Raw genomic sequence first — 23,123 nt, forward strand, 5'->3', positions numbered from 1 at the left:
GTGGCAACTCTGGCACATCTTCCGAGCCGTCCGACGCGAGGGTCCGCGAAGGACGGTTCCGTCCAGGAAGCCGTACCGGCGACGGTAACTTCCGTTTTGCCGCTCTTGGGTGACGTGGGGACGCGACCTGCCTCACACGTTCGGGGGCGCTCCTTCGAGGGGCCGCCCGGCCACCCCGGGGCGCTGCTGCCAGGGGCGCGGGCCGGTGGGCGGCCGGTAGCCGACGCCGAGGGCGTCCAGGCGCCGGTAGTGGGCGGTCATCCGGCGTTCGAAGCCGGCGAAGTCCCGGTCCTCGGGGGCGGGCAGCGCGGACCAGGCGACCTCGGCGAAGGCGGCGAGACGCGGGAAGACCTGGTAGTCGACGCGGGAGCGGTCCTCCATGACCTCGGTCCAGACGTTGGCCTGGGTGCCCAGGACGTGGGCGGCGGCCTCGGGGCTCAGGGCCGGCGGCACCGGCTCGAAGCGGTAGACGTCCTCCAGGGTCCGTACGTACCCGATGGGCATCGGCTCGTCGTCGCCCGGCGCCTGACGATGATCCAGATACACGTACTGCTCGGGGCACATGACGACGTCGTGCCCGGCCTCGGCGGCGGTGACCCCGCCCCCGTACCCCCGCCAGGACGAGACGGCCGCACCCGGCGCCAGGCCGCCTTCCAGGATCTCGTCCCAGCCGATCAGGCGGCGGCCGCGGTCGGCGAGCCAGCTGTCGAAATGGCGGACGAACCAGGACTGCAGTTCGTTCTCGTCGGCGAGCCCCAGCTCCTTGATGCGCGCCTGGGCCGTCGGGGACGCCTTCCACTGGTCCTTGGGGCACTCGTCGCCGCCGATGTGCACGAAGGTCGACGGGAAGAGGTCGAGGACCTCCTCGAAGACGCCCTCGTAGAAGCGGAGGGTCGCCTCGGTGGGAGCGAGGACGTTCGGGTTGACGCCCCACGTGTCCCAGACCGTGAGGGCGGCCGTGTCGACGACGTCGGTGTTGCCCAGTTCCGGGTACGCGGCGATGGCGGCCTGGGAGTGGCCCGGGACGTCGATCTCGGGGACGACGGTGATGTGCCGCTCGGTGGCGTACGCGACGATCTCGCGGATGTCGTCCTGGGTGTAGAACCCGCCGTGCGGCGTCTCGTTCCAGAGCGGCGAGGCCCGGTGTCCCCACTTGGTACGGGCGCGCCAGGCGCCGACCTCGGTGAGCCCGGGGTGTCGCCCGATCTCGACGCGCCAGCCCTGGTCGTCGGTGAGGTGGAGGTGGAGGACGTTGAGCTTGTGCGCGGCCATCAGGTCCAGCTGGCGCAGGACGTCGTCCTTGGGCATGAAGTTCCGGGCGACGTCGAGCATGAGCCCGCGCCAGGCGAAGCGGGGGGCGTCCTCGATGCCCTGTACCGCCAGGCCGAGGGTGACCTCGCGGTTCACGGGTGCCTTGCGGAAGGCGTCGGGGCCGAGGAGCTGCCGGAACGTCTGGGCGCCCCAGAAGACCCCGGCCGGGCCGCCGCCCGTGATCTCGACGGCCTGGTCCGTCAGGACGCGGAGCCGGTACGCCTCGGGGGCGAGGGTGTCGTCGATGCGGAGCCGGATGCTGTGTGCCGCGTTCCCGCCGGCCGCCGCCGGCAGCGGGAGCGCGAAGGCGGCGCCGAGCGTGGCGCGCAGCCAGCGCTCGGTGGTCTCCGTTCCGGGGGCCGCGTCGAGGGTGGTCCGCCGGTCCAGGCCGACGCAGCGGCGGTGAGGCCCCTCGACGCTCCGCGGCGCGGGGATCAGGTCGTGTTCGGCAGTCGTCGCGTCGGTCGTCGCGTCAGTCATCGCGTCAGTCCTTCACCGCCCCGCCCAGGCCCGAGACCAGGCGGCGCTGTACGAGTACGAAGAAGACGAGCACCGGGATCGTCATCACGGTCGAACCCGCCATGATGCCGCCCCAGTCGTTCTCGTCCGGCTTGAAGAAGACCAGCAGCGCCATCGGGAGGGTCGACTGCGAGGTGTCACTGATGAGGAACGACTTCGCGAACAGGAAGTCGTTCCAGGTCGAGATGAACGAGAAGACGCTCGTCGCCACGAGCCCCGGGAAGACCAGCGGGAAGAGGATCTGCCACAGGAAGCGCGTACGGCTCGCGCCGTCGAGCGCCGCCTGCTCCTCCAGCGCCTCCGGGACCGCCTTCACGAAGCCGCGCAGCATCCAGATCGCGAACGGGAGCGAGAAGGCGATGTGCGGAAGGACCAGCGAGCCCAGCGTGTTGAGCTGGCCGAGGTCCCGCATCAGGAAGAAGAGCGGGATCGTCAGCGCCTCTATCGGCACCATCTGGGCGACCAGGAACATCACGAGCAGCGTCGTCCGGAACCGGAAGCGGAAGCGGGTCACCGCCGTCGCCGCGAGGAAGGCGATCAGCGCGGAGGCGACGACGACCGTGCAGGCGACGATCAGCGAGTTGAGGAAGTACCGGCCGAAATCCTGCTGTTCGAAGACGCGTCGGAAGGAGTCGAGGGACGGGGAGAGGGTCCACGGCCGCGGGTGCGCCGACTGGACCTCCCCGGCCGGCTTGAAGGCCGAGAGGACCATCCAGTACACGGGGAAGGCGACCACGGCCGCGACGAGCAGGGCGACGGCCTCGGCCGCGAGGCGCCCGGGGCGCCGTATCGGGGTCCGGACGCGGAAGGCGCTCACAGTTCTTCTCCCTGGCGTCGGAGCAGGCGGAGGTAGACCAGCGTCACCGCCAGGAGGATCAGCAGCATGACGACGCCGATCGCCGAACCCAGGCTGTACTGGGACGAGGCGAAGGCCTTCTGGTACGCGTACACGTTGAGGACGAGGTTCTGGCCGGCGATCCCGCCGCCGTTGGTCATCACGTAGATCTGGGTGAAGAGCTTGAAGTCCCAGATGATCGACTGGATCGTGACGACGACCAGGATCGGCCGGAGCATCGGCGCCATGACCGAGCGCCAGATCCGCCACTGCGAGGCGCCGTCGAGCGCCGCGGCCTCCAGGACCTCCGACGGGATGGCCTTGATGCCCGCGTAGACGGTGACCATCACGAACGGGAACGAGCACCAGACGACCTCGAAGAGCACCAGGGCGAAGGCGCTGTGGCGCCCGTACGTCCAGGAGAAGTCGCCGAGCCCGAGCAGCCGGTTGACCGGGCCGAAGTCGGGGTCGAAGAGGAAGACCCAGACCGTGGAGCCGGTGACCGCGGGCGTGGCCCAGGCGGCGAGCGCGGCGAGCATGAGCGCGAGGCGGGGCACGGCCCGTACGCGGGTCAGGAGCACGGCCAGCGCGCAGCCCACGGCGAGCGTGGCGACGACGCAGGCGGCGGCGAAGAGGACCGTGGCGAGGAGGACCTGCCAGAACTGCGGGTCGGAGAAGAGCGCGGTGTAGTTGCCGAAGCCCTGGAAGGAGGTGGGCTCGCCACCGCTGACCTGGGCCTGGGTGTACTCCAGGAAGGAGATGAGCCCGAGCTGGTAGATCGGGTAGACGAGGAGCCCGCCGAGGACGACGAGGGCGGGGAGCAGATAGAGCCAGGGCGTCCAGCCGGACCGGCCCCGGGGGCGGCGGGGCGGGCGGGCGTCGGGCGGCGCCTCCACCGCCGTGGTCTTCGTGGTGGTCAGGGTCATGCCGGTCAGCCCGCGGCCGCGAACGCCGCGTCCATCTTCTTCGCCGCGTCGTCCGAGGCCGCCTTCACGTCCTTACGGCCGCTGACGATCTCCTGGAACATCGTCGGCAGCACCAGCGAGGCGTCGATCTGGCCCCAGCCGGGGGACGCGGGGACGAACTTGGTGCCGGCGCCGAGCGTGTCGATGAACGGCTTCACGAAGGGCTCCTTCTCGGCCGCCCGCGTCCGTACGTCGGTGAACGTGGGCAGGAAGCCCATGGCGTCGAAGAGCTTGCCCTGGGTCTCCTTGCCGGCCAGGGACTTCATCAGGTCGACGGCGAGGGTGCGGTGGGAACTGCTCTTCATCACACCGATGTTGTTGCCGCCCGCGAACGCCGGGGCGATCGAGCCGGGCGTCAGACCGGGAAGCGGTACGACGGCGTACCTGCCCTTCGCGGCGCCCGCGTCGACCGCCGCGCGGACGAAGTCGCCGCCGATCACCATCGCGGCCTTTCCGGAGGCGAAGGCGGTGACGGTCGCGTTGCCGCCCATCTGGGCGCACTTGGCGGCCGGACAGTTGTCGTCGCCGAAGAGGGAGGTGTACGAGGCGATGCCCTTGCGTGCGGCCTCCGAGTTGACGGCGCCGCGGTACGCGCCGCCGTCCTGCGTGGCGAGTTCACCGCCGTTGGCCCAGAGGAAGGGCATCGCGCCGTAGGTGTTGGCGCCGCCGACGGCCATTCCGTACAGCTCGGGCCGTTCCTTGTGGATCTTCTTCGCGGTGGAGATCAGCTCGTCCTGCGTCTTGGGCGCGGTGAGGCCGAGGTCCTTGAAGACGTCGGTGCGGTAGTACAGCGCGCGGACGCCGACGAAGAGGGGTGCGCCGTAGATCCTGCCGCCCACGGTGACGGAGGACTTGGCGGTGGGGTCGGTGTCCTTGGCCTCGGCCCAGGCGCCGAACTCGGCGCTGATGTCGGCGAGTCCGCCGTCCTTCACATAGCCGGCGGTGTCGGTGTTGCCGTACTCGATGACGTCGGGCGCGGACTTCGGGTCGTTGAAGGCGGCCTTGACGCGCTGGGCGCGGGTCTCGACGGGGATGTACTCGACCTCGACCTTCGCCCCCTCGTGCCGCTTCTCGAAGGCGGCGACGGCGGCGTCGACGATCTGCTTCTTCGGCGTGTTGTCGACCTCCTGGAAGAGCCAGACGCGCAGGGTGCCGGTCTTCTCGTCCGCCGAAACCTTGCCGTCGGAGGTCTGCGGGGCACAGGCGGTGGCGGTGAGGCCGGCCAGCAGGAGTGCGGTGGCCGTGGCGGCGATGGGGGTCCCCCCTGCTCGAGCGAAGTCGAGAGCTCGGGGGAGGGCAGGAAGCTTCATGACGGGTCCCCTCCGATGGTGTTGCAACATACGCAACGGGCGTTTCGTGCTGCACAACACGCGAGAGGTTAGGGGCGGACCAACTCCCGGACAAGTGGTCTCAACCACTCTGTGACCGGCGGAAGCACACCGTGCAACGCGACACCGAAGGGCCCTCGAACGCGAACGGCCCCCGGCGCACGCACCGAAGTGCGCGCGCCGGGGGCCGTCCCGACCGTCAGGACCGTCCTACTTCTTGTCCTTGCCGCCCTTGTCCTTGTCTCCGCCGCCGGAGCCCATGGACTCGTAGATCTCCTTGCACATCGGACAGACGGGGTACTTCTTGGGGTCGCGCCCCGGCACCCAGACCTTCCCGCACAGTGCGACCACGGGAGTGCCGTCGAGGGCGCTCGCCATGATCTTGTCCTTCTGGACGTAATGGGCGTAGCGCTCGTGGTCACCATCACCGTGGGACACCTGCGGCGTCGGCTCGACGAGGGTTCCCGTACCTGCCCCGCGCTCGGGCTCGAGAGTGCTCATGGGAACCAAGGGTACTGGGGACGGGAGCAGTCAGTTGAGCGAAGGGTCGTCCGGGTATGTCGCCACCATCGCGAGGTCGCTCCGCTGGCGGCGGAGGACCTCGCGCCACAGGGTCTCCGGGCGCGGCGAGGAGACGTCGCCGGGTTCGGACTCGACCACGTACCAGGCGCCGTCGCCCAGTTCCGTCTCCAGCTGGCCCGGGCCCCAGCCCGCGTAGCCGGCGAAGATCCGGAGGGAGCCCAGTGCGGGACCGAGCAGTTCGGGCGGGGTCTCCAGGTCGACCAGACCGATCGCGCCGAAGACCCGGCGCCACCCCAGGGGGCCCTCGTCACCGGGGATCACCGCGAGGCCGAGCGCCGCGTCCAGGGAGACCGGGCCGCCCTGGAAGACCACGCCCGGCTCACCGGCCAGGTCGGCCCAGGGCGCGAGGATGTCACCGACCGTGACCGGCGTCGGCCGGTTGAGGACAACGCCGAGGGAGCCCTCGTCGTCGTGGTCGAGGAGAAGCACCACCGCGCGGTCGAAGTTGGGGTCGGCGAGGGCGGGGGTGGCGACGAGCAGCCGTCCTGTGAGCGAGGACACCTCGGTCATGCGACACATGATCCCGCATCATCGCTCTCGGCGGGGGTCGACCGGGAGAGTACGGACAGACCGACGACCCATGCAGTTCAGAGGGGCCGCGCCGGGCGTCCGGAGCCACAAACGGACGGTGACACTCCGCAAGATCGCATGAACAGAGGGTGTTGTGCCGAATTCATTACATCTGTCGAGCGCCCTGAGGCTTCCTAGCGGGGGGCCTACGCCCCTTACCCTTTTCCCTGGCCCCCTGCCCGACCCGACCGGAACGCGAGATTCATGACCGGCACAGACGATGTACTGCTTGTCCACGGCGGCACCCCGCTGGAGGGCGAGATCCGCGTTCGCGGCGCGAAGAACCTCGTGCCCAAGGCGATGGTCGCCGCCCTGCTCGGCAGCGGGCCGAGCAGACTCCGCAATGTGCCCGACATCCGTGACGTCCGCGTCGTTCGCGGACTCCTCCAGCTGCACGGGGTGACGGTCCGCCCCGGCGAGGAGCCGGGCGAGCTGGTCCTCGACCCGACGCACGTCGAGTCCGCCAACGTGGCTGACATCGATGCCCACGCCGGTTCGTCGCGCATCCCGATCCTCTTCTGCGGCCCGCTGCTGCACCGCCTCGGGCACGCCTTCATCCCGGGTCTGGGCGGCTGCGACATCGGCGGTCGGCCCATCGACTTCCACTTCGACGTGCTGCGTCAGTTCGGTGCGACGATCGAGAAGCGGGCGGACGGCCAGTACCTGGAGGCCCCGCAGCGGCTGCGCGGCACCAAGATCCGGCTGCCGTACCCCTCGGTCGGCTCGACCGAGCAGGTGCTGCTGACGGCCGTCCTGGCGGAGGGCGTCACCGAGCTCTCCAACGCGGCCGTGGAGCCGGAGATCGAGGACCTGATCTGCGTCCTGCAGAAAATGGGCGCGATCATCTCCATGGACACGGACCGGACGATCCGGATCACCGGTGTGGACCGCCTCGACGGCTACACGCACCGCGCGCTCCCGGACCGCCTGGAGGCGGCCTCCTGGGCGTCGGCGGCGCTGGCGACCGAGGGCAACATCTACGTCCGCGGCGCGCAGCAGCGTTCGATGATGACCTTCCTCAACACGTACCGGAAGGTGGGTGGCGCCTTCGAGATCGACGACGAGGGCATCCGCTTCTGGCACCCGGGCGGCTCGCTCAACGCGATCGCCCTGGAGACGGACGTGCACCCCGGCTTCCAGACCGACTGGCAGCAGCCGCTGGTGGTGGCGCTGACGCAGGCCGCCGGCCTCTCCATCGTCCACGAGACGGTGTACGAGTCGCGGCTCGGCTTCACCTCGGCGCTGAACCAGATGGGTGCGCACATCCAGCTGTACCGCGAGTGCCTGGGCGGCTCGGACTGCCGCTTCGGCCAGCGGAACTTCCTGCACTCGGCGGTCGTGTCGGGCCCGACGAAGCTCCAGGGCGCCGACCTGGTCATCCCGGACCTCCGCGGCGGCTTCTCGTACCTGATCGCGGCGCTGGCGGCCCAGGGCACGTCCCGGGTCCACGGCATCGACCTGATCAACCGCGGCTACGAGAACTTCATGGAGAAGCTCGTGGAGCTGGGCGCGAAGGTCGAGCTCCCGGGCAGCGCGCTGGTCTGACCCGCCACTCGCGCGCTGGTCCGACCCGCCACTCGGCAGGCACGACGAGGCCCCCGTACCCCCATCAGGGGTACGGGGGCCTCGTCGCAGCCTCAGGCGGCGCGCTCGCGGGCGAACAAGAGGGCGGCCACCCCCTGACAGGGTGGCCGCCCTCTCTGTTGCCTAGAAGCCCGCATGGGCGCCTTCGGCGGTGTGCCTACAGGCTTACTTGCCCTTGGCGGCTTCCTTGAGCTTCGAGCCCGCGGAGACCTTCACGCTGTAGCCGGCCGGGATGTTGATCGGGTCGCCGGTCTGCGGGTTACGAGCGGTGCGAGCGGCACGGTGGGTGCGCTCGAAGGTCAGGAAGCCGGGGATGGTGACCTTCTCGTCGCCCTTGGCGACGACCTCGCCGACGGTCTCGGCGAGAGCGGCCAGCACGGCGTCGGCGTCCTTGCGGGTCACCTCGGCGCGGTCGGCCAGGGCGGCCACCAGCTCACTGCGGTTCATGTTGTTACTCCCGTGTTCTTCTTGCCTGTGAGGCGTGCCACGCGGCGGAGCCGCATGTATGGGCACAGCGAAGCCGATGCTGCCAGGGCCCTCGGACAGTCCCCGGACCCGGGTCTGGTGACAGACCCTCGCGCCCGAATAGGCATCCTGCCCCCACCAGCGGCGGGAACGCCAATCCGGCACCCTCTGGGGTCACACGAAAAGCGCCACGGGCTCTGGCGTGGTGACGTTCCGTCGACTCCGCCGAAACTCTTTGGAGCCGAAGCGCCACCCTACGGCGGATCTACGGCGCGGCGCCTGCCGACGCGCCGTTCCGGCGGCGGGCCCGGGACCTTTCACGGCCCCGTTCCGGCCCGCCGCACGTCGTGTCGGGGCTCTTCTCAGAGCCCGTTCGTCCCGTTGCCGGCGCTCGCGCCGGCCGCCTTCGCAGCGGTGCGGACGGCGCCCGCGACGGCACCGGCGACCTTGTCGTTGAAGACCGACGGGATGATGTAGTTGGGGTTCAGCTCGTCCTCGGTGACGACGTCGGCGAGCGCCGAGGCGGCCGCGAGCATCATCTCCGTGTTGACGGTACGCGACTGGGCGTCGAGGAGGCCGCGGAAGACACCCGGGAAGACCAGCACGTTGTTGATCTGGTTCGGGAAGTCCGAGCGGCCGGTGGCCACAACGGCCGCCGTCTGACGGGCGATTGCCGGGTCGACCTCGGGGTCCGGGTTCGCGAGCGCGAACACGATCGCGTCGTCCGCCATGGCGGCGACGTCGTCCGCGCCGAGCAGGTTCGGGGCCGACACGCCGATGAAGACGTCCGCGCCGACGACGGCCTGCTTGAGGGTGCCGGTGACGCCCTCGGGGTTGGTGTTGTCGGCGATCCAGCGCAGCGGGGTGCCGGGCGCGGCCTCGACGAGGTCCTCGCGTCCGGCGTGGACGACACCGTGGATGTCGGCGACGACGGCGTGCTTGACGCCCGCGGCGATGAGGAGCTTCAGGATGGCCGTACCGGCGGCGCCCGCGCCGGACATGACGACCCGTACGTCACCGATGCTCTTGCCGACCACGCGCAGCGCGTTGGTGAGGGCGGCGAGGACCACGATCGCCGTGCCGTGCTGGTCGTCGTGGAAGACCGGGATGTCGAGGGCCTCGCGCAGGCGGGCCTCGATCTCGAAGCAGCGGGGGGCGGAGATGTCCTCCAGGTTGATGCCCGCGAAGCCGGGGGCGATGGCCTTGACGATCTCGACGATGGCGTCGGTGTCCTGGGTGTCCAGGCAGATCGGCCAGGCGTCGATGCCGGCGAAGCGCTTGAAGAGGGCCGCCTTGCCCTCCATGACGGGCAGGGCGGCCTTGGGGCCGATGTTGCCCAGGCCGAGGACGGCGGAGCCGTCCGTCACGACCGCGACGGAGTTGCGCTTGATGGTGAGGCGGCGGGCGTCCTCGGGGTTCTCGGCGATCGCCATGCAGACCCGGGCCACGCCCGGGGTGTAGATCATGGAGAGGTCGTCACGGTTGCGGATGGGGTGCTTGGACGCCATCTCGATCTTGCCGCCGAGGTGCATCAGGAACGTACGGTCCGAGACCTTGCCGAGGACGACGCCCTCGATGGTGCGCAGCTGCGCGACGATCTCGTCGGCGTGCGCGGTCGAGGTCGCGGCGATGGTGACGTCGATCCGGAGCTTCTCGTGGCCGGAGGCGGTCACGTCGAGGCCGGTGACGGAACCGCCGTGGGACTCCACCGCCGTGGTGAGCTGGGAGACCGCGGTTCCACTGGCGGGAACCTCCAGCCGGACCGTCATCGAGTACGAGACGCTGGGCGCCGTTGCCATGGCCGAGTTCCTCTGCTTTCCCTGAGCTTCGTTGCTACGCCGCCACGGCTGGTTGCCCGGCGGCGCCCTCCGATCGTCGCACCTACCAGCCGGTAGCAGGTAATGCGGTCATTTTGTTTTCGGAAAGTAGTTTCCACCATACGAGAAGCTCTGGGGAAACAGAAGAGGTCCGCGATCACCCGTGGGTGACGCGGACCTCTTCTGTATGTACGTACAAGATGGCACCGACCCGCCATGCTCGCCTCGCGGCAAGTGGTCCCTCTAAGGGACGAAGGTTGGGCCCGGGGGCTTGGATCGAGCCGGTGCCATAGACAGGCTAACAAACCACCCTGGTAAGTGATTCCTGCGACGCATGTTGACCTGAAATCAGTCCCTGAGCAGGTCCGGCACCCCGTCCGCGTCCGGTACGTCCCGGGCGCCCGAGACCACCGTGAGCTGCTGGGTGGCGCGGGTCAGCGCCACGTACAGGACCCGCAGGCCGGCCGGGGACTCGTCCGCGATCTCCGCCGGCGAGGCGACCACGGTGGCGTCGTACTCCAGGCCCTTGGCCTCCAGGGAGCCCAGCGCCACGACCCGGTCGCCGAGGTCGGCGAGCCAGCCGGCCGCCTGCTCGCGGCGGTTCATGGCGACCACGACACCGACCGTTCCGTCCACCCGTTCGAGCAGACGCTGCGCCTCCGCCCGTACGGTTCCGGCCAGATCGTCCTTGCCGCCCACCGCCACGAAGCGCGGCTCCACACCGGTCGACCGGACCGCGCGCGGGGACTCCTTGCCGGGCATGGCGAGGGCGAGCACCTTGGCGGCCAGTTCGGCGATCTCGGCGGGGTTGCGGTAGTTCACGGTCAGCTCGAAACGGCGGCGCGGGCGGCTGCCGAGCGCCTCGTCGCGGGCCTCGGCGGCCTCGTCCGGGGTCGACCAGGAGGACTGCGCCGGGTCGCCGACGACCGTCCAGGTGGCGGTGCGGCCGCGCCGTCCCACCATCCGCCACTGCATGGGCGTGAGGTCCTGGGCCTCGTCGACGATGACGTGCGCGTACTCGGTGCGCTCCGCCGCGAGCCGCTCGGCCCGCTCTCGCTGGGTCTCCTCCCGTACGGGCATGAGCTCCTCGAGGCCCGTCAGCTGGTCCAGCGGGTCGTACTCCCGCTTCTTGCGGGGCCTGGCAGGGGTGCCCAGGAGGGTGTTCAGCTCGTCCAGGAGCGCCACGTCGTGCACGGAGAGGCCGTCGCGGCGCAGCGAGCGGGCGAGCCGCCGGACCTCGCCCTGGTTGAGGACGCGCCGGGCCCAGCGGCCGAGGCGCTTCTCGTCGGCCATCGCGCCGAGGACCTGGCGGGGGGTGAGCTCGGGCCACCAGGCGTCGAGGAAGCCGAGGAAGGAGTCCTCGGTGGAGACGTCCTCGTCGAAGGAGGAGCGCAGCTCGGCGGCGAGCTCGGGGTCGCTGTGCCGGCCCGCGGCGCCGGACTTGGCGTACAGGGCGTCGAGCAGCAGCTTGCGGGCGCGCGGGCGCAGCAGGTTGACGGGCGCGGAGCCGCCGAGCACGTTGTGGCGGATGCGCTGGAGCTCGTCGGCCTCCAGCTCCAGGCGGCGGCCGAAGGCGACGACCCGCAGGCGGGTCGGGGTGGCGGCGGGCGCCGGGGCGGCCTCCTCCTCCCCGAGAGCCTGCTGACCGTGGGCCCGGGGCGCGGGGGTCTCCAGGGCGCCGCGGGCCGCCTTGCGCAGGACGGCGAGCATGCGGGAGGAGCCCTTGATCCGGGCGACGGCCGGTTCGTCGTACGTGGTGGCCTCGACGCCGTCCACCAGCGAGCCGAGCGCGCGGATCGCGACCTGCCCCTCCTCGCCCAGCGAGGGCAGCACGCCCTCGGTGTACGAGACGAGCAGCGGTGTCGGGGAGACGATCAGGATGCCGCCCGCGTACCGGCGCCGGTCCTGGTAGAGCAGATAGGCCGCCCGGTGCAGGGCGACCGCCGTCTTCCCGGTGCCCGGGCCGCCCTCGACGTACGTGATCGAGGCGGCGGGCGCGCGGATGACGAGGTCCTGCTCGGCCTGGATGGAGGAGACGATGTCGCGCATGGTGTGGCTGCGGGCCTGGCCGAGCGCGGCCATCAGGGCGCCGTCGCCGATCACCGGCAGGTCGCGCCCGTCGAGGGTCGCGGTCAGCTCCGGGCGCATCAGGTCGTCCTCGACCCCGAGGACCTTGCGGCCCTTGGAGCGGATGACGCGGCGGCGCACCACGCGGCCGGGGTCGACCGGCGTGGAGCGGTAGAAGGGCGCGGCGGCGGGCGCCCGCCAGTCGATGACCAGCGGCGCGTAGTCGGAGTCGAGGACGCCGATCCGGCCGATGTGGAGGGTCTCGCCGATCTCGGCCGTGTTGTCGGGCCGTACGGCGTCCTCGGCGGGCTCGACGGACGTGTAGGCGCCGTCGGGTCCCTTCTTGCCGTCCTTGCCGTACAGCAGGTCGATCCGGCCGAAGAGGAAGTCCTCGAACTCGTTGTTGAGCCGGTTGAGGTGCACGCCGGCCCGGAAGACCTGGGCGTCCCGCTCGGCGAGCGCGCCGGGAGTTCCGACCTGGCCGCGTTTGGCGGCGTCGTTCATCAGGAACTCCGCCTCGTGGATCTTCTCCTCGAGGCGGCGGTAGACCTTGTCCAGATGTTCCTGCTCGACACCGATCTCACGGTCCCGGACCGTGTCGGTGGCGTCCATGGCGGCCATGGCCTCCACGGCTTCCTGCGCGGCCACTGAGGCCCCCTTCTGACGTGCACTGGGCAGCCGTCGAGCGTACGCCACAGGGGGGCAAAATGTCAGGCCTCGACCTCCACGAGGCGTTCGCCGTCGAAGGTCCGGACCTCGAAGTGGTCGATGTCGTTGCGGTCCATGGCCGCGCCGCCGTGGACGTAGAGCGGGTTCTTGGCGCTCTCCTGGGTGGCCCCGGGGATGCCGTACCCCCACTTCGGGACGGCCCAGGAGGTCACGGTCTCCTCCTCACCGCTCTTGGAGACGGCGACGAGCCGGCACTTCAGGGGACCCTTGACGTTCTTGAGCTCCAGGACGGTGTGGGTGCCCCAGCCCTTCTTCTCCAGGCCGACGGTCGCGCTGATCTTCGTCGTCGGGTCGGTGGCCTGGATCTTCTCGTCCATGTGGTTGAAGAAGGCGTCCTCGGCCGGGCTGGTGGGGTGCGGTTCGACCGCCCGGTTCTCCCGTTCGCCGCCGGAGGTGGCCACGACGGCGACGGCGGGCCCGCCGATGACGAGGACGGCGGCGGCCGCGACGAGGTACAGGGAGCGGCGGCGACGGCTCGCGCGCTTGGCGCCGACCTCGTCGATGAGCCGGTCCAGGAGCTCGGGTCCGGGCGGGGCGCCGACGGCGTGCAGCGCGACGGGGGTGCCCGGGGCGCGGCGGGGGCCGGGCGGGGCGGGCGGCCGGGGTGCGAAGTCGTCGAAGGCCCTGTCGGCGTACGGATCGATCGCCGACGGGCCGAAGGCCGCCGGGGCGTCCGCGTCCGCCAGCATGGCGAGCATCGGCTCCATCCCGGCGAACTCCTCCACGTGCGCGGCGCAGAGCTCGCAACCCGCCAGGTGCGCCTCGAAGGCGGCGGTGTCGACATCGTCAAGGATGCCGAGTACGTACGCACCCGCGGCGTCGTGCGGCGGTGTCATGCCGCTGCTCATGCCGAAACCCCCCTCTCCTCCAGCGCGATTTTCATGGAACGAAGTGCGTAGAACACTCGGGAACGCACGGTCCCGGCAGGTATGCCGAGGGTCTCGGCCGCCTCATTGACCGTACGCCCCTTGAAGTAGGTCTCGACCAACACTTCCCGGTGGGCGGGCGTCAAATCTTCGAGAGCGTCAGAGAGCGTCATCAGCCACAGCGCCTTGTCGATCTCGTCCTCCGCGGGCAGGACCTCGAGCGGTGACGGATCGACCTCCTGGGGCCGGGCCTGCCGGCTTCGGTGGCCGTCGATGACGATGCGCCGGGCAACCGTCACAAGCCAAGGTCTGACGGAGCCGGTAGCCCGGTTGAGCTGGCCGGCGTTCTTCCAGGCACGGATGAGCGTCTCCTGCACGACGTCCTCGGCACGCTGGCGGTCGCCGGCGACGAGGCGAAGTACATAGGCGAGCAGGGGCCCGGCATGTTCGCGGTAGAGAGCACGCATCAACTCCTCGTCAGGGACGGCGGGTCGGTGGCGTGACACCTCGCTGCGATGCCGGGCCCGATGCGGACGTTCATCGGCCACGGCCGCATCCTTGCGCACCACGAACCTCCCGGTCGAGTCCCTGTCTGTCGTGGAGAGGTACGGAGTCCGGGCGGGTTCGACTCAACGTCGTACGAAGTTTTTCACGAGATTCTTCAGACGCCCGCCTTCGCCCGTCGGGCTGCCCGATGCCGGGCAACGCGTTCCCGGTTTCCGCATGCCTCGCTGGAGCACCAGCGGCGGCGGCGCCCGCGGGAGGTGTCGAGGTAGCAGCGGCGGCAGTCGTCGCTCTCGCAACGGCGGAGCAGGGCGCGGGCGTCAGGGTCGGTGAGCAGGTCGACGGCGTCGCGGGCGACGGCGGCGAGGAGCGCGCGGCAGTCGGGTTCGTCGCTGAGGGCCCGCACGAGTCCGCCGGTCTCGGTGCGCACGGCGCGGGGCGCGGGAGGCGCGGAGGCGGCGGCGAGGGCGTTGAGCCGCTCCAGGGCGGGCCCTGCGCGCCGCCCGTCGAGCTGAGCGTGCACCAGCTCGAGGACACAGTCGCGGAGTTCGCGGAAGCGTACGACCCAGGCGCTGTCGAGCGCGCGGAGCGGCACGGCGGCGGGGACGAGTCCGGCGGCGCGCAGGAAGTCGTCGAGAGCGTCGGTGCGGTCGAGCGCGTGGGCGGCCAGATCCAGGCAGATCCGCCCGGAGTCGAACCGTACGGTCATGACCCTGTCACCACCTCGCGGTCGCGGGGCCGGCGGGGGGCCGGCGGGGCGCTGCGACCAGAGTGCCCACCCCGGACGGCCCCCGCCAGGGGGCGGGTCGCCGTTCCTGCCCGAACGTGTCGAGCCGCGCACCGCCTCCCGCTGGCTTGCACGCGTTCAAATGAACACGTTCACATCATGCGACGGGGATCGCCATGGAGGTCGGGCCGTCACCGTGGACGTACGCGTATGGAACGTGGACGCACATCCATGGTTCCCCCGGTTCGTGGTCGGTTGACTGGGCGTCATGACGGACAACAGGGGTGGGACGGCGGCCGGCGCGGTACTGGGCGCGGCGACGGTGGCGACGGGACTGATCGCCGGGGTGTGGTTCGCGTACGTGTGCTCGGTGATGCCGGCGCTCGCGCGCAGCGACGACCGGGTCTTCGTGGAGGTGATGCGGAACATCAACGACGTGATCCAGAACCCGGTCTTCTTCACGCCCTTCTTCGGGGCGCTGATCCTCACGGCGGTCGCGGCATGGCAGCTGCGGGGCACCCCGGCGCGGTTCTGGGTGTTCGCTGCGGCGGCCCTGTACATCGCCGTCCTCGTGGTCACCTCCGCGGTGAACGTCCCGCTCAACGACGCCCTCGCGGCGGCCACGGACCCGGTACGGGCCCGCGCGGACTTCGAGGCACCGTGGGTGGCCTGGAACCTCGTCCGCGCGGTCCTGACGACGGCGGGCTTCGTCTGCCTGCTGCGGGCGCTCGCGATGCGCCGGGCGCGGTGACCGCGCCGCATCCCGCCCCTACTGGTCGTACTTCGTGTCCGCCACCGGGTCCAGGGCAAGCCGGTACCCCCGCTTGACCACCGTCTGGATCAGTTTCGGCGTACCGAGTGCCGTCCGCAGCCGGGCCATCGCCGTCTCCACCGCGTGCTCGTCGCGGCCCGAGCCGGGCAGGGCGCGGAGCAGGTCCGCGCGGGAGACGACCCAGCCGGGGCGCCGGGCCAGGGTGGCGAGCAGCGCCATCCCGGCCGGCGGGACCGGCCGCAGCGAGCCGTCGACGACGACCGCGTGCCCCCGGATCTCGATGCGGTGGCCCGCCACCGGGAGCGCACGGGCCCGGGACGGCAGTTCCTGGCAGAGCAGTTGCACCAGCGGCCCGAGCCGGAAGCGCTCGGGCTGCAACGTGTCGACGCCGTGCGCCTGGAGCGGCAGCGCCGTCACAGGCCCCACGCACAGCGCGAGCACGTCGTGGCGCAGCGCTTCGACGAGTTCGGTCAGCGCTCCCCGGTCCTCCGCCCGCGTCAGCAGCGACGCGGCGGCCGGTGCGCTGGTGAAGGTCACCGCGTCCAGGGTGCCCGAAAGCACCCCGTCCAGGAGCCGGTCGAGCGGGCCGATGTCCTCGGGCGGCATCCACCGGTAGACCGGTACGCCCACGACCTCCGCGCCGCCCGCCGTCAGCGCCTCCACGAACCCCGGCAGCGGCTCCCCGTGCAGCTGGAGCGCGATCCGACGCCCCGTCACCCCCTCGGCGAGCAGCCGGTCGAGCACCTCGGCCATGGACTCGGAGGACGGCGACCACGATTCGGTGAGCCCTGCCGCCCGTACCGCTCCCTTGACCTTCGGGCCCCTGGCGAGCAGCTCCACACCCCGCAGGCAGTCGAGGAGTGCCTCGCCGTGGCCCCAGCCGTCCGCCGCCTCGACCCAGCCCCGGAAGCCGATCGCCGTCGTGGCGACGACGACGTCCGGGGCGTGGCCGATGAGTTCCTTCGTCGCGGCGAGCAGTTCCGTGTCGTCCGCGAGCGGCACGATCCGCAGCGCCGCGCCGTGGACCACGGCCGCGCCCCGGCGACGGAGAAGCGTGCTCAGCTCGTCGGCGCGCCGCGCGGCGGTGACTCCGACGGTGAACCCCGCGAGGGGCCCCTGCTCTTGCTCGTTCATGACGACCGAGCCTGACGTGGATCCGTGACAGGCTCGGTTCGCCGGTATTTCCTGGCCGTTACGGACCATTTCCGGTCACACCTCGGCGTATCCGCGCTGCGACGTCGTCTCGCCCTCGGCGCCCACGCCCTCGGCCGTGTCCGGGACGGCCGCCGGCCGGCGAAGGTACACCGCCCAGGTGACGACCATGCAGGCCGCGTAGAAGAGCAGGAAGGCGACGAAGGCGCCGGTGCCGGTGCCGGCCGTCTGGAACGACTGCCGGAAGGCCAGGTTGATGCCGAGCCCGCCGAGCGCGCCCACGGCCCCGATCAGCCCCATGGCGGCCCCGGAGAGCCTGCGCCCGTACGCCTCCGCCGCGTCGCCCGACAGCCCCTTGCGGTGTCCCTGGGCGAGGAAGATCGCCGGGATCATCTTGTACGTGGAGCCGTTGCCGAGCCCGCTGAGGACGAAGAGGGCGATGAAGCCGACGAGGAAGACGGTCAGCGACTCGATGACGGAGGCGTATACGACCACACCGGTCGCCACGGCCATCCCGCCGAAGTTCCAGAGCGTGATGCGGGCGCCGCCGTACCGGTCGGCGAGGGAGCCGCCGAGCGGCCGGATCAGCGAGCCGAGGAGCGGGCCGATGAAGGTGAGCGACGCGGCCTGGAGCGGGGTGCGGCCGAACTGGGTCTGCAGGACGAGCCCGAAGGCGAAGCTGTAGCCGATGAAGGAACCGAAGGTGCCGATGTAGAGGAAGGCCATGATCCAGGTGTGGCCGGCCCTCACGGCCTCCTTCGCGGCCCCGGTGTCGTTCTTGACCGGGGCGAGGTTGTCCATGAAGAGCGCGGCGCAGACGGCCGCGACGACGACGAGCGGGACGTAGACGCCGAGGACGATCCGCGGGTGCAGGGCTCCGGCGGTGCCGATGACCAGCAGTCCGACGAGCTGGACGACGGGGACGCCGATGTTGCCGCCGCCCGCGTTGAGGCCGAGCGCCCAGCCCTTCTTCCGCAGCGGGAAGAAGGCGTTGATGTTGGTCATGGAGGAGGCGAAGTTGCCGCCGCCGACACCGGTGAGCACGGCGACGAGCAGGAAGGTGCCGTACGAGGTTCCCGGCTCCATCACCGCGTAGGCGACGCCCGTCGGCAGCAGGAGCAGCAGCGCGCTGACGATCGTCCAGTTGCGGCCGCCGAAGCGGGCGACGGCGAAGGTGTACGGGACGCGGATCAGCGCGCCCACGAAGGTGGCGGTCGCGATCAGGAAGAACTTCCCCGCCGGGTCGATGCCGTACTCGGGCCCCATGAACAGGACCATGACCGACCACAGGCTCCAGACGGAGAACCCGATGTGCTCGGAGAAGACGGAGAAGAGCAGATTACGCCGGGCGATCCGCTCTCCTTGTTCACGCCAGAAGGTCTCGTCCTCCGGCTCCCACCGTTCGATCCACCGGCCGCCCATCACGTACCTCCACGGTGTCGGGTCCCGAGCGTCCAGATGCTCTGGACCTCTTGGGGTACGACCCTAGGGAGGCCGCGTTTCGGGGCGGTGGCGGAAAGTGACGGGTGCGGAACCTTGCTCTCACCTGGTGTGCGGATCCGGTGTGAGTACGGAGGTCCCGCTCCCCCTGCACGTCCGCTCCCCCTATGTGCCCGGCACCCCCGGCTCGCCCTCCGGCAGCCAGGAGTCCGCGGGGCGGTCCAGCCAGCCGTCCCGCGCGCCGATCTCGGCCGCGGCGGTGCGCAGTGCGTCCAGGCCGGGGTGGCGCAGCCCCTTGCGCCACACCAGGCTCACCGGGGAGAGCGGCACGGGGTCGACGAGGGGCCGCAGCACGGAGCCCTCCAGCGGCGGGAAGTCGACCACCGCGAGGACGGGGGTACGGAGTTTGGCCATGATCCGCTGGAACTCCTCCTTCCCCACCGCCATCGGCGCGGGCGGCGCGACGGAGATGCCGCGCCCCGCGAAGAGCCGGGCGGCCAGGTCGGTCCACTCCGGGGTCCGGTCGTTGCCGGCGCCCGCGTAGACGCTCTCGCCCTCCAGGGCGGCCAGCGGCACCTCCGCCAGGTGCGCGAGCCGGTGGTCGTCGGGGAGCACGATCGCCATCGGCTCGTACCGGACGAACTGCGAGGCGAGCCGGCTCCGCGTGGACGCGTCGAGCCCGCCGTACCGTCCGAAGGAGGCGTCGAGGCGCCCGGCGACGATCTCGGCGGCGGCCCCGGTCAGCCCGTTCTCGTAGCGGGCCATCAGCTCCTGCTCGGGGGCGAGTTCGCGGGCCCGCTCCATGACACGGCCCCGGGCGGCGAGGCCGGTGCTGTTGAGGTCGACGAGCAGGGGCCTGGCGGCCGCCCGGAAGGCGTCGGCGAGTTCGTCGCAGGCGGTCAGCACCCTGCGGGCGTACGGGACCAGGCGCGTACCGTCCGGGGTGAGCGTGACCTGGCGGGTCGTCCGTACGAACAGGTCCGTGCCCAGGTCCCGTTCCAGCCGCCGGATGTCGCGGGAGAGGGCCTGCTGGGCGACGTACAGGCGGGCGGCGGCGCGGGTGAAGTGCAGCTCCTCGGCGACGGCGGTGAAGGCGCGCAGGAGCCGGGGTTCTATGTCGTACGAAGTGACCACCCGGCATTTAACAACACGGGCGCGTGAATGGCCACGGATCAGGTGTTGGACCACGGCCGAGGGCTCCCCGGAGGCTGGGAGCATGCCGCACCACGATCTGATGCTCACCCCGGCGGGCCCGGCGCTCGCCCCGCGCTACCGGGAGCCGAACACCCCCGAGCCGCGTACCTCTCCACCGACCACGCGCACCCTCGCGCAGACCGTCACCCCGGAACCCCGCACCCTCACGCAGGCCGTCACCCGGAGCCCCCGCACCCCCGCGACCCCCCGCTCCGGCTCGTACCGGCGGCTCTTCGCCGTCCCCGGCGCCCGTGCGTTCACCCTCGGGAACCTCGTCGCCCGGCTGCCCATGGGGATGCTCGGCGTGAGCGCGGTGATCATGATCGCGGGGGCGTACGGTTCGTACGCGCTCGCCGGGGCCGTCACCGCGACGGGCATGGCCGCCACCGCCGTGGTCGCCCCCTGGACCGCGCGGCTCGTCGACCGGCACGGGCAGGCCCGGGTCGCGGTCCCCGCCACGGCGCTGGCCGTGCTCGGCTCGCTGGCCCTGCTGCTGTGTGTGCACCACCGGGCGCCGGTCTGGACGCTGTTCGTCGCGTACGCGGCGACCGCGACGAGCCCCAACACCGGCGGGATGTCCCGCGCCCGCTGGGCCCACCTGCTGCGCGACGACCCCGCCACGCTGCACACGGCCAACGCGTTCGAGCAGGCCGTCGACGAGCTGTGCTTCATGCTGGGCCCGGTCCTGGCCGCGTTCCTGTGCACGGCGCTGTTCCCGGAGGCGGGCACGCTGGCCGGCGCGGTCCTGCTCCTCACCGGTGTGCTGGTCTTCACGGCCCAACGCTCCACCGAACCCCCGGTCACGCCCCGCTCCGCCACCGCGCCCGGCTCCCTCCTGCGCGGGCCCGGCACGGTACCGCTGCTCGGCGTCTTCCTGGCCATGGGCGCGGTCTTCGGCGCGATGGAGGTCGTGACGCTCGCGCATGTGGACGGCCCGCTCGCCGGCCCGATCCTGGCCCTTCAGGCCGCGGGCTCCTGCGCGGCAGGCCTGGTCTACGGCCGTACGGGCCGCTCGGGCCGGCTGCGCACCTGCCTGGTGGCGATGACCTGCCTGATGGCGCTGCCGTTCCTCGGCGCGTCGGCCGACTCCCTGCTCGCCCTGGCGGCCGGGCTGCTCGTGGCCGGCATGGCGACCGCCCCGACGATGGTCACGGGCATGGCCCTGGTCCAGCGGCTGACCCCGCCGGGCCGGCTCAACGAGGGCATGACGCTGGCCGTGACCGCTCTCCTCGCGGGCGTCGCGGTCGGCTCGGCCACCGGCGGCTGGGCGGCGGAGCACGCCCCGTCGACGGCGTACGCGTTCCTGATCCCGACGGCCGCGGCGGCTCTGGCCCTCGTACAGGAGGCGACGCGCACGAGGCAGGCGCGGGGAGCGGTCCGGGAATGACAGAGGCCCGGCGGTCGTCGTGACGACTGCCGGGCCTGTGCCCACATGGGATGAGTGGAGATGGCGGGAATCGAACCCGCGTCCAACGGTGCAGAAACAGGGCTTCTCCGTGTGCAGTCCGCTAGGAGTTTCTCAGCCCCGGAGATCACGCGGACAAGTCTCCGACGGGCTCAGTCACTGTTTGATTTCCCTCAGGCCCCCGTGACCGGGGCTAGAGGTTTAGATCCCTAAATGACGCCAGGATCCGGGTCGGGACCTTCCCCGGGCTGACGCTCCTCACAGAGGCTTCTGCTCGTTACCTAAAATTAGGCAGCGAGGGCGAAGCGGGAGTTATCGCTCTTGGAGTTGGCGATTATTGGTTGCGACATATGGTTTACGAGATCATTGCCGCTTCCTCGACACGCTTCCCCTGCTTCGACATCCGCTGTCGAAACCGATCATCCCCATGTTGATTTTTCAAGGTGTGCACCCGCTGTGGGGTGCAGGCCCCATGCTACGTGACGACCGCGCACGGTTGCCAGCGCATTAAGGGGAGGCGGCGGCACGGAGCCTAGACGGCCGCCGCCCGCTGGCGCCGCTTCGCCGCCGCGATCGCCCGGTTCGTCTCGCGCGTGTCCTGCTTCTCCCGGAGCGTCTGCCGCTTGTCGTACTCCTTCTTGCCCTTGGCGAGAGCGATCTCGACCTTGACGCGGCCCTTCAGGAAGTACAGGGCGAGGGGCACGATCGTGTGACCCGTCTCCTGGGACTTCGCCTCCAGCTTGTCGATCTCGGCGCGGTGCAGGAGCAGCTTGCGCTTCCGCTTCGCCGAGTGGTTGGTCCAGCTGCCCTGCATGTACTCGGGCACATGGATGTTGTGCAGCCACGCCTCGTGCCCGTCGATCTGCACGAAGCCGTCGACCAGCGACGCCCGGCCCATCCGGAGCGACTTCACCTCGGTGCCCATGAGCACCACACCGCACTCGTAGGTGTCGATGATGTGGTAGTCGTGGCGCGCCTTCTTGTTCTGCGCGATGATCTTGCGCTCAGGACCCTTCTCCGGGTCCTTCTTCTTCGCAGGCTTGCCCTGCACGTTCACGAGTCCCTTTGCCATAGTGCGGCCATTTTCGCACTACGAGCCCCCTCCGAGGCCACTCAATACTGTTCTGGCCCGCTCCTCGGCCCGCTGACCGGTGGTGTCGCTGACGACCAGGTCCGGTGTGATGCCCAGGCCGTCGACGCCGTGTCCGGAGGGCGTGCGGTAGTGGCCGACGGTCAGCTCGGCGACGGAGCCGTCGGGCAGCGCGCTCGGCATCTGCACCGAGCCCTTGCCGAAGGTGCGTGAGCCGACGGTGACGGCCCGGCCGCGGTCCTTCAGGGCGCCGGTGAGCAGCTCGGCCGCGCTCATCGTGCCCCCGTCGACCAGCGCCACCACGGGCCGCCGGGTGTCGCCGCCGCTCTGCGCGTACAGCGCCCGCTGCTCGCCGTCGACGTCGTACGTGGCGACCAGGCCGCCGTCGAGGAAGGCGGAGGCGGCGACGGTGGCCTCGGCGACCAGGCCCCCGGCGTTGCCCCGCAGGTCCAGGAGGACCCCGGCGCCGGCCGGGGCGCGCCGTACCGCGTCCCGAACCCGCTCGCCCGCGCCCTTGGTGAAGGCGGTCACCTTGATCAGTACCGTCCCGTCGTCGAGACGGCGCACGGTGACGTCGTCGGTGGCGAGCCGGGCCCGGGTCAGGGTCTGTGTCCAGGCGGAGCGGCCGCGCTCGACACGGAGGGCGACGGTGGAGCCGGCCTGGGCGGCGCCGTCGCCGCGCAGCAGGGAGACGACCTCGGAGACGGAGAGGGCGGCGGTGTCGCGTCCGTCGACGGTGAGGAGGCGGTCGCCGGCCCGCAGCCCGGCCAGGGCGGCCGGTCCGCCGGCCTGGACGCGGCTGATCTCGATCCGGCCGGCGCCCGCCTTCCGCGCCGAGAGTCCGACGCCGGTGTAGGAGCCGTCGAGAGCCTGCTCGAACTCCTCGAACTCGGCGGGGCCGTACACCGCGCCCCAGCGGTCGCCGCTGCGGCTGACGAACTCCTCGGCGGCCTGCTGGCCGGACTTGCCGTCGGCCATGGCCTCGGCGGCGGCGCGGGAGAGGTCGGCGGGGTCGACGGTGTCGCGCGGGGCGGTCTGTTGGGCGCGCTTCACGGTGGCGGCCTCCTGCCGGGGCAGGGAGCCGGTGGCCGCGGCCGTGGCGAGCACTCCGGCGAAGACCAGCGTCAGGGCAGCCCCACGGAGAACTCCGCGGGGCCGGAGACAGAGGTCGGGGCGGGAGCCCGGGTCGACAGCCGACATG

20 protein-coding genes and 1 other RNA gene are annotated in these 23,123 nt (G+C 71.2%); 3 read left to right on the plus strand and 18 right to left on the minus strand.

All coding sequences use genetic code 11. The annotated features are described in order from the left end of the window. Positions 1-132 precede the first annotated feature (132 nt). From ACZ3OF_RS26685 to ACZ3OF_RS26710, 6 genes are all read right to left on the minus strand, one after another. Entirely contained in the window at positions 133-1,791 is a 1,659-nt protein-coding gene (locus ACZ3OF_RS26685; protein WP_467307214.1) for a beta-N-acetylhexosaminidase, read from the minus strand. A 4-nt stretch (positions 1,792-1,795) separates the two neighbouring features. Further along, entirely contained in the window at positions 1,796-2,647 is an 852-nt protein-coding gene (locus tag ACZ3OF_RS26690; RefSeq protein ID WP_361673745.1) for a carbohydrate ABC transporter permease, read from the minus strand. After that, entirely contained in the window at positions 2,644-3,591 is a 948-nt protein-coding gene (locus ACZ3OF_RS26695) for a carbohydrate ABC transporter permease (protein ID WP_361673747.1), read from the minus strand. The genes ACZ3OF_RS26690 and ACZ3OF_RS26695 overlap by 4 nt, the downstream gene beginning before the upstream one ends. A gap of 5 nt (positions 3,592-3,596) precedes the next feature. Next, positions 3,597-4,940 carry an extracellular solute-binding protein gene (locus ACZ3OF_RS26700; RefSeq protein ID WP_467307217.1) on the minus strand — a complete coding sequence of 448 codons (1,344 nt, stop codon included), beginning with the start codon at positions 4,938-4,940 and terminating at the stop codon, positions 3,597-3,599. Positions 4,941-5,168: 228 nt separating this feature from the next. Beyond that, positions 5,169-5,459: a DUF3039 domain-containing protein gene (locus ACZ3OF_RS26705; protein ID WP_260229605.1), complete on the minus strand. Its 291-nt coding sequence runs from the start codon at positions 5,457-5,459 to the stop codon at positions 5,169-5,171. A gap of 30 nt (positions 5,460-5,489) precedes the next feature. Then, positions 5,490-6,050: a YqgE/AlgH family protein gene (locus tag ACZ3OF_RS26710; RefSeq protein ID WP_260229604.1), complete on the minus strand. Its 561-nt coding sequence runs from the start codon at positions 6,048-6,050 to the stop codon at positions 5,490-5,492. 264 nt (positions 6,051-6,314) lie between these two features. On the opposite strand from ACZ3OF_RS26710, the gene murA reads away from it, so the two are divergent. Beyond that, positions 6,315-7,655, plus strand: coding sequence for a UDP-N-acetylglucosamine 1-carboxyvinyltransferase (murA, locus tag ACZ3OF_RS26715; protein WP_158987783.1), 1,341 nt, complete (start codon positions 6,315-6,317; stop codon positions 7,653-7,655). 204 nt (positions 7,656-7,859) lie between these two features. Here murA and ACZ3OF_RS26720 read toward each other — a convergent pair whose 3' ends face one another. The 6 genes from ACZ3OF_RS26720 to ACZ3OF_RS26745 all read right to left on the minus strand — a co-directional run bounded on the left by ACZ3OF_RS26720 (position 7,860) and on the right by ACZ3OF_RS26745 (position 14,851). After that, positions 7,860-8,141 (minus strand): HU family DNA-binding protein, encoded by a 282-nt coding sequence (locus tag ACZ3OF_RS26720; RefSeq protein ID WP_017237029.1) that lies wholly within the window; start codon positions 8,139-8,141, stop codon positions 7,860-7,862. Positions 8,142-8,521: 380 nt separating this feature from the next. Further along, the gene (locus ACZ3OF_RS26725) at positions 8,522-9,958 is read right to left on the minus strand and encodes an NAD-dependent malic enzyme (protein ID WP_361673751.1); all 1,437 of its coding nucleotides are present in this window, start codon (positions 9,956-9,958) and stop codon (positions 8,522-8,524) included. Positions 9,959-10,324: 366 nt separating this feature from the next. Beyond that, positions 10,325-12,664 (minus strand): HelD family protein, encoded by a 2,340-nt coding sequence (locus tag ACZ3OF_RS26730; protein ID WP_467307263.1) that lies wholly within the window; start codon positions 12,662-12,664, stop codon positions 10,325-10,327. Between the two features lie 89 nt (positions 12,665-12,753). Further along, positions 12,754-13,620 carry a zf-HC2 domain-containing protein gene (locus ACZ3OF_RS26735; RefSeq protein ID WP_361673753.1) on the minus strand — a complete coding sequence of 289 codons (867 nt, stop codon included), beginning with the start codon at positions 13,618-13,620 and terminating at the stop codon, positions 12,754-12,756. After that, positions 13,617-14,204, minus strand: a complete 588-nt coding sequence (locus ACZ3OF_RS26740) for a sigma-70 family RNA polymerase sigma factor (protein ID WP_361673850.1) — start codon at positions 14,202-14,204, stop codon at positions 13,617-13,619. Before ACZ3OF_RS26740 ends, ACZ3OF_RS26735 begins: the two co-directional genes overlap by 4 nt. Positions 14,205-14,299: 95 nt before the next feature. After that, positions 14,300-14,851 (minus strand): CGNR zinc finger domain-containing protein, encoded by a 552-nt coding sequence (locus ACZ3OF_RS26745; RefSeq protein ID WP_361673755.1) that lies wholly within the window; start codon positions 14,849-14,851, stop codon positions 14,300-14,302. A 286-nt stretch (positions 14,852-15,137) separates the two neighbouring features. Here ACZ3OF_RS26745 and ACZ3OF_RS26750 point away from each other — a divergent pair, with 286 nt between their 5' ends. Then, a complete protein-coding gene (locus ACZ3OF_RS26750) occupies positions 15,138-15,620 on the plus strand; it encodes an anthrone oxygenase family protein (protein WP_467307221.1) in 483 nt (160 codons plus the stop codon). A gap of 18 nt (positions 15,621-15,638) precedes the next feature. On the opposite strand, the gene ACZ3OF_RS26755 is transcribed toward ACZ3OF_RS26750, so the two are convergent. The 3 genes from ACZ3OF_RS26755 to ACZ3OF_RS26765 form a co-directional block, all read right to left on the minus strand. Next, entirely contained in the window at positions 15,639-16,775 is a 1,137-nt protein-coding gene (locus tag ACZ3OF_RS26755; protein WP_361673759.1) for a uroporphyrinogen-III synthase, read from the minus strand. A gap of 75 nt (positions 16,776-16,850) precedes the next feature. Beyond that, on the minus strand, positions 16,851-18,215 hold the full coding sequence (locus tag ACZ3OF_RS26760) for a nitrate/nitrite transporter (protein ID WP_361673761.1): 1,365 nt from the start codon (positions 18,213-18,215) through the stop codon (positions 16,851-16,853). Positions 18,216-18,398: 183 nt separating this feature from the next. Then, positions 18,399-19,367 carry a LysR family transcriptional regulator gene (locus ACZ3OF_RS26765; RefSeq protein WP_467307224.1) on the minus strand — a complete coding sequence of 323 codons (969 nt, stop codon included), beginning with the start codon at positions 19,365-19,367 and terminating at the stop codon, positions 18,399-18,401. Between the two features lie 82 nt (positions 19,368-19,449). On the opposite strand from ACZ3OF_RS26765, the gene ACZ3OF_RS26770 reads away from it, so the two are divergent. Next, positions 19,450-20,814, plus strand: coding sequence for an MFS transporter (locus tag ACZ3OF_RS26770; protein WP_467307226.1), 1,365 nt, complete (start codon positions 19,450-19,452; stop codon positions 20,812-20,814). A 52-nt stretch (positions 20,815-20,866) separates the two neighbouring features. Here ACZ3OF_RS26770 and ssrA read toward each other — a convergent pair. The 3 genes from ssrA to ACZ3OF_RS26785 form a co-directional block, all read right to left on the minus strand. Next, positions 20,867-21,259: a transfer-messenger RNA gene (ssrA, locus tag ACZ3OF_RS26775) on the minus strand. 105 nt (positions 21,260-21,364) lie between these two features. After that, on the minus strand, positions 21,365-21,904 hold the full coding sequence (gene smpB, locus ACZ3OF_RS26780; RefSeq protein WP_260229596.1) for an SsrA-binding protein SmpB: 540 nt from the start codon (positions 21,902-21,904) through the stop codon (positions 21,365-21,367). A gap of 18 nt (positions 21,905-21,922) precedes the next feature. After that, complete coding sequence (locus ACZ3OF_RS26785) at positions 21,923-23,122, minus strand: S41 family peptidase (protein ID WP_361673766.1); 1,200 nt, start codon at positions 23,120-23,122, stop codon at positions 21,923-21,925. Position 23,123: the final 1 nt, after the last annotated feature.

This window comes from Streptomyces sp. NPDC022552, from assembly GCF_055561875.1.

Coding starts and splice junctions, on each gene's coding strand:
- ACZ3OF_RS26770 (WP_467307226.1), top strand. CDS start 19,450: ATGCCGCACCACGATCTGATGCTCACCCCGGCGGGCCCGGCGCTCGCC.
- ACZ3OF_RS26695 (WP_361673747.1), bottom strand. CDS start 3,591: ATGACCCTGACCACCACGAAGACCACGGCGGTGGAGGCGCCGCCCGAC.
- ACZ3OF_RS26760 (WP_361673761.1), bottom strand. CDS start 18,215: ATGGGCGGCCGGTGGATCGAACGGTGGGAGCCGGAGGACGAGACCTTC.
- ACZ3OF_RS26730 (WP_467307263.1), bottom strand. CDS start 12,664: ATGGCCGCCATGGACGCCACCGACACGGTCCGGGACCGTGAGATCGGT.
- ACZ3OF_RS26725 (WP_361673751.1), bottom strand. CDS start 9,958: ATGGCAACGGCGCCCAGCGTCTCGTACTCGATGACGGTCCGGCTGGAG.
- ACZ3OF_RS26710 (WP_260229604.1), bottom strand. CDS start 6,050: ATGACCGAGGTGTCCTCGCTCACAGGACGGCTGCTCGTCGCCACCCCC.
- ACZ3OF_RS26685 (WP_467307214.1), bottom strand. CDS start 1,791: ATGACTGACGCGACGACCGACGCGACGACTGCCGAACACGACCTGATC.
- ACZ3OF_RS26745 (WP_361673755.1), bottom strand. CDS start 14,851: ATGACCGTACGGTTCGACTCCGGGCGGATCTGCCTGGATCTGGCCGCC.
- ACZ3OF_RS26720 (WP_017237029.1), bottom strand. CDS start 8,141: ATGAACCGCAGTGAGCTGGTGGCCGCCCTGGCCGACCGCGCCGAGGTG.
- ACZ3OF_RS26785 (WP_361673766.1), bottom strand. CDS start 23,122: ATGTCGGCTGTCGACCCGGGCTCCCGCCCCGACCTCTGTCTCCGGCCC.
- ACZ3OF_RS26755 (WP_361673759.1), bottom strand. CDS start 16,775: ATGAACGAGCAAGAGCAGGGGCCCCTCGCGGGGTTCACCGTCGGAGTC.
- ACZ3OF_RS26705 (WP_260229605.1), bottom strand. CDS start 5,459: ATGAGCACTCTCGAGCCCGAGCGCGGGGCAGGTACGGGAACCCTCGTC.
- murA (WP_158987783.1), top strand. CDS start 6,315: ATGACCGGCACAGACGATGTACTGCTTGTCCACGGCGGCACCCCGCTG.
- ACZ3OF_RS26735 (WP_361673753.1), bottom strand. CDS start 13,620: ATGAGCAGCGGCATGACACCGCCGCACGACGCCGCGGGTGCGTACGTA.
- ACZ3OF_RS26700 (WP_467307217.1), bottom strand. CDS start 4,940: ATGAAGCTTCCTGCCCTCCCCCGAGCTCTCGACTTCGCTCGAGCAGGG.
- smpB (WP_260229596.1), bottom strand. CDS start 21,904: ATGGCAAAGGGACTCGTGAACGTGCAGGGCAAGCCTGCGAAGAAGAAG.
- ACZ3OF_RS26750 (WP_467307221.1), top strand. CDS start 15,138: ATGACGGACAACAGGGGTGGGACGGCGGCCGGCGCGGTACTGGGCGCG.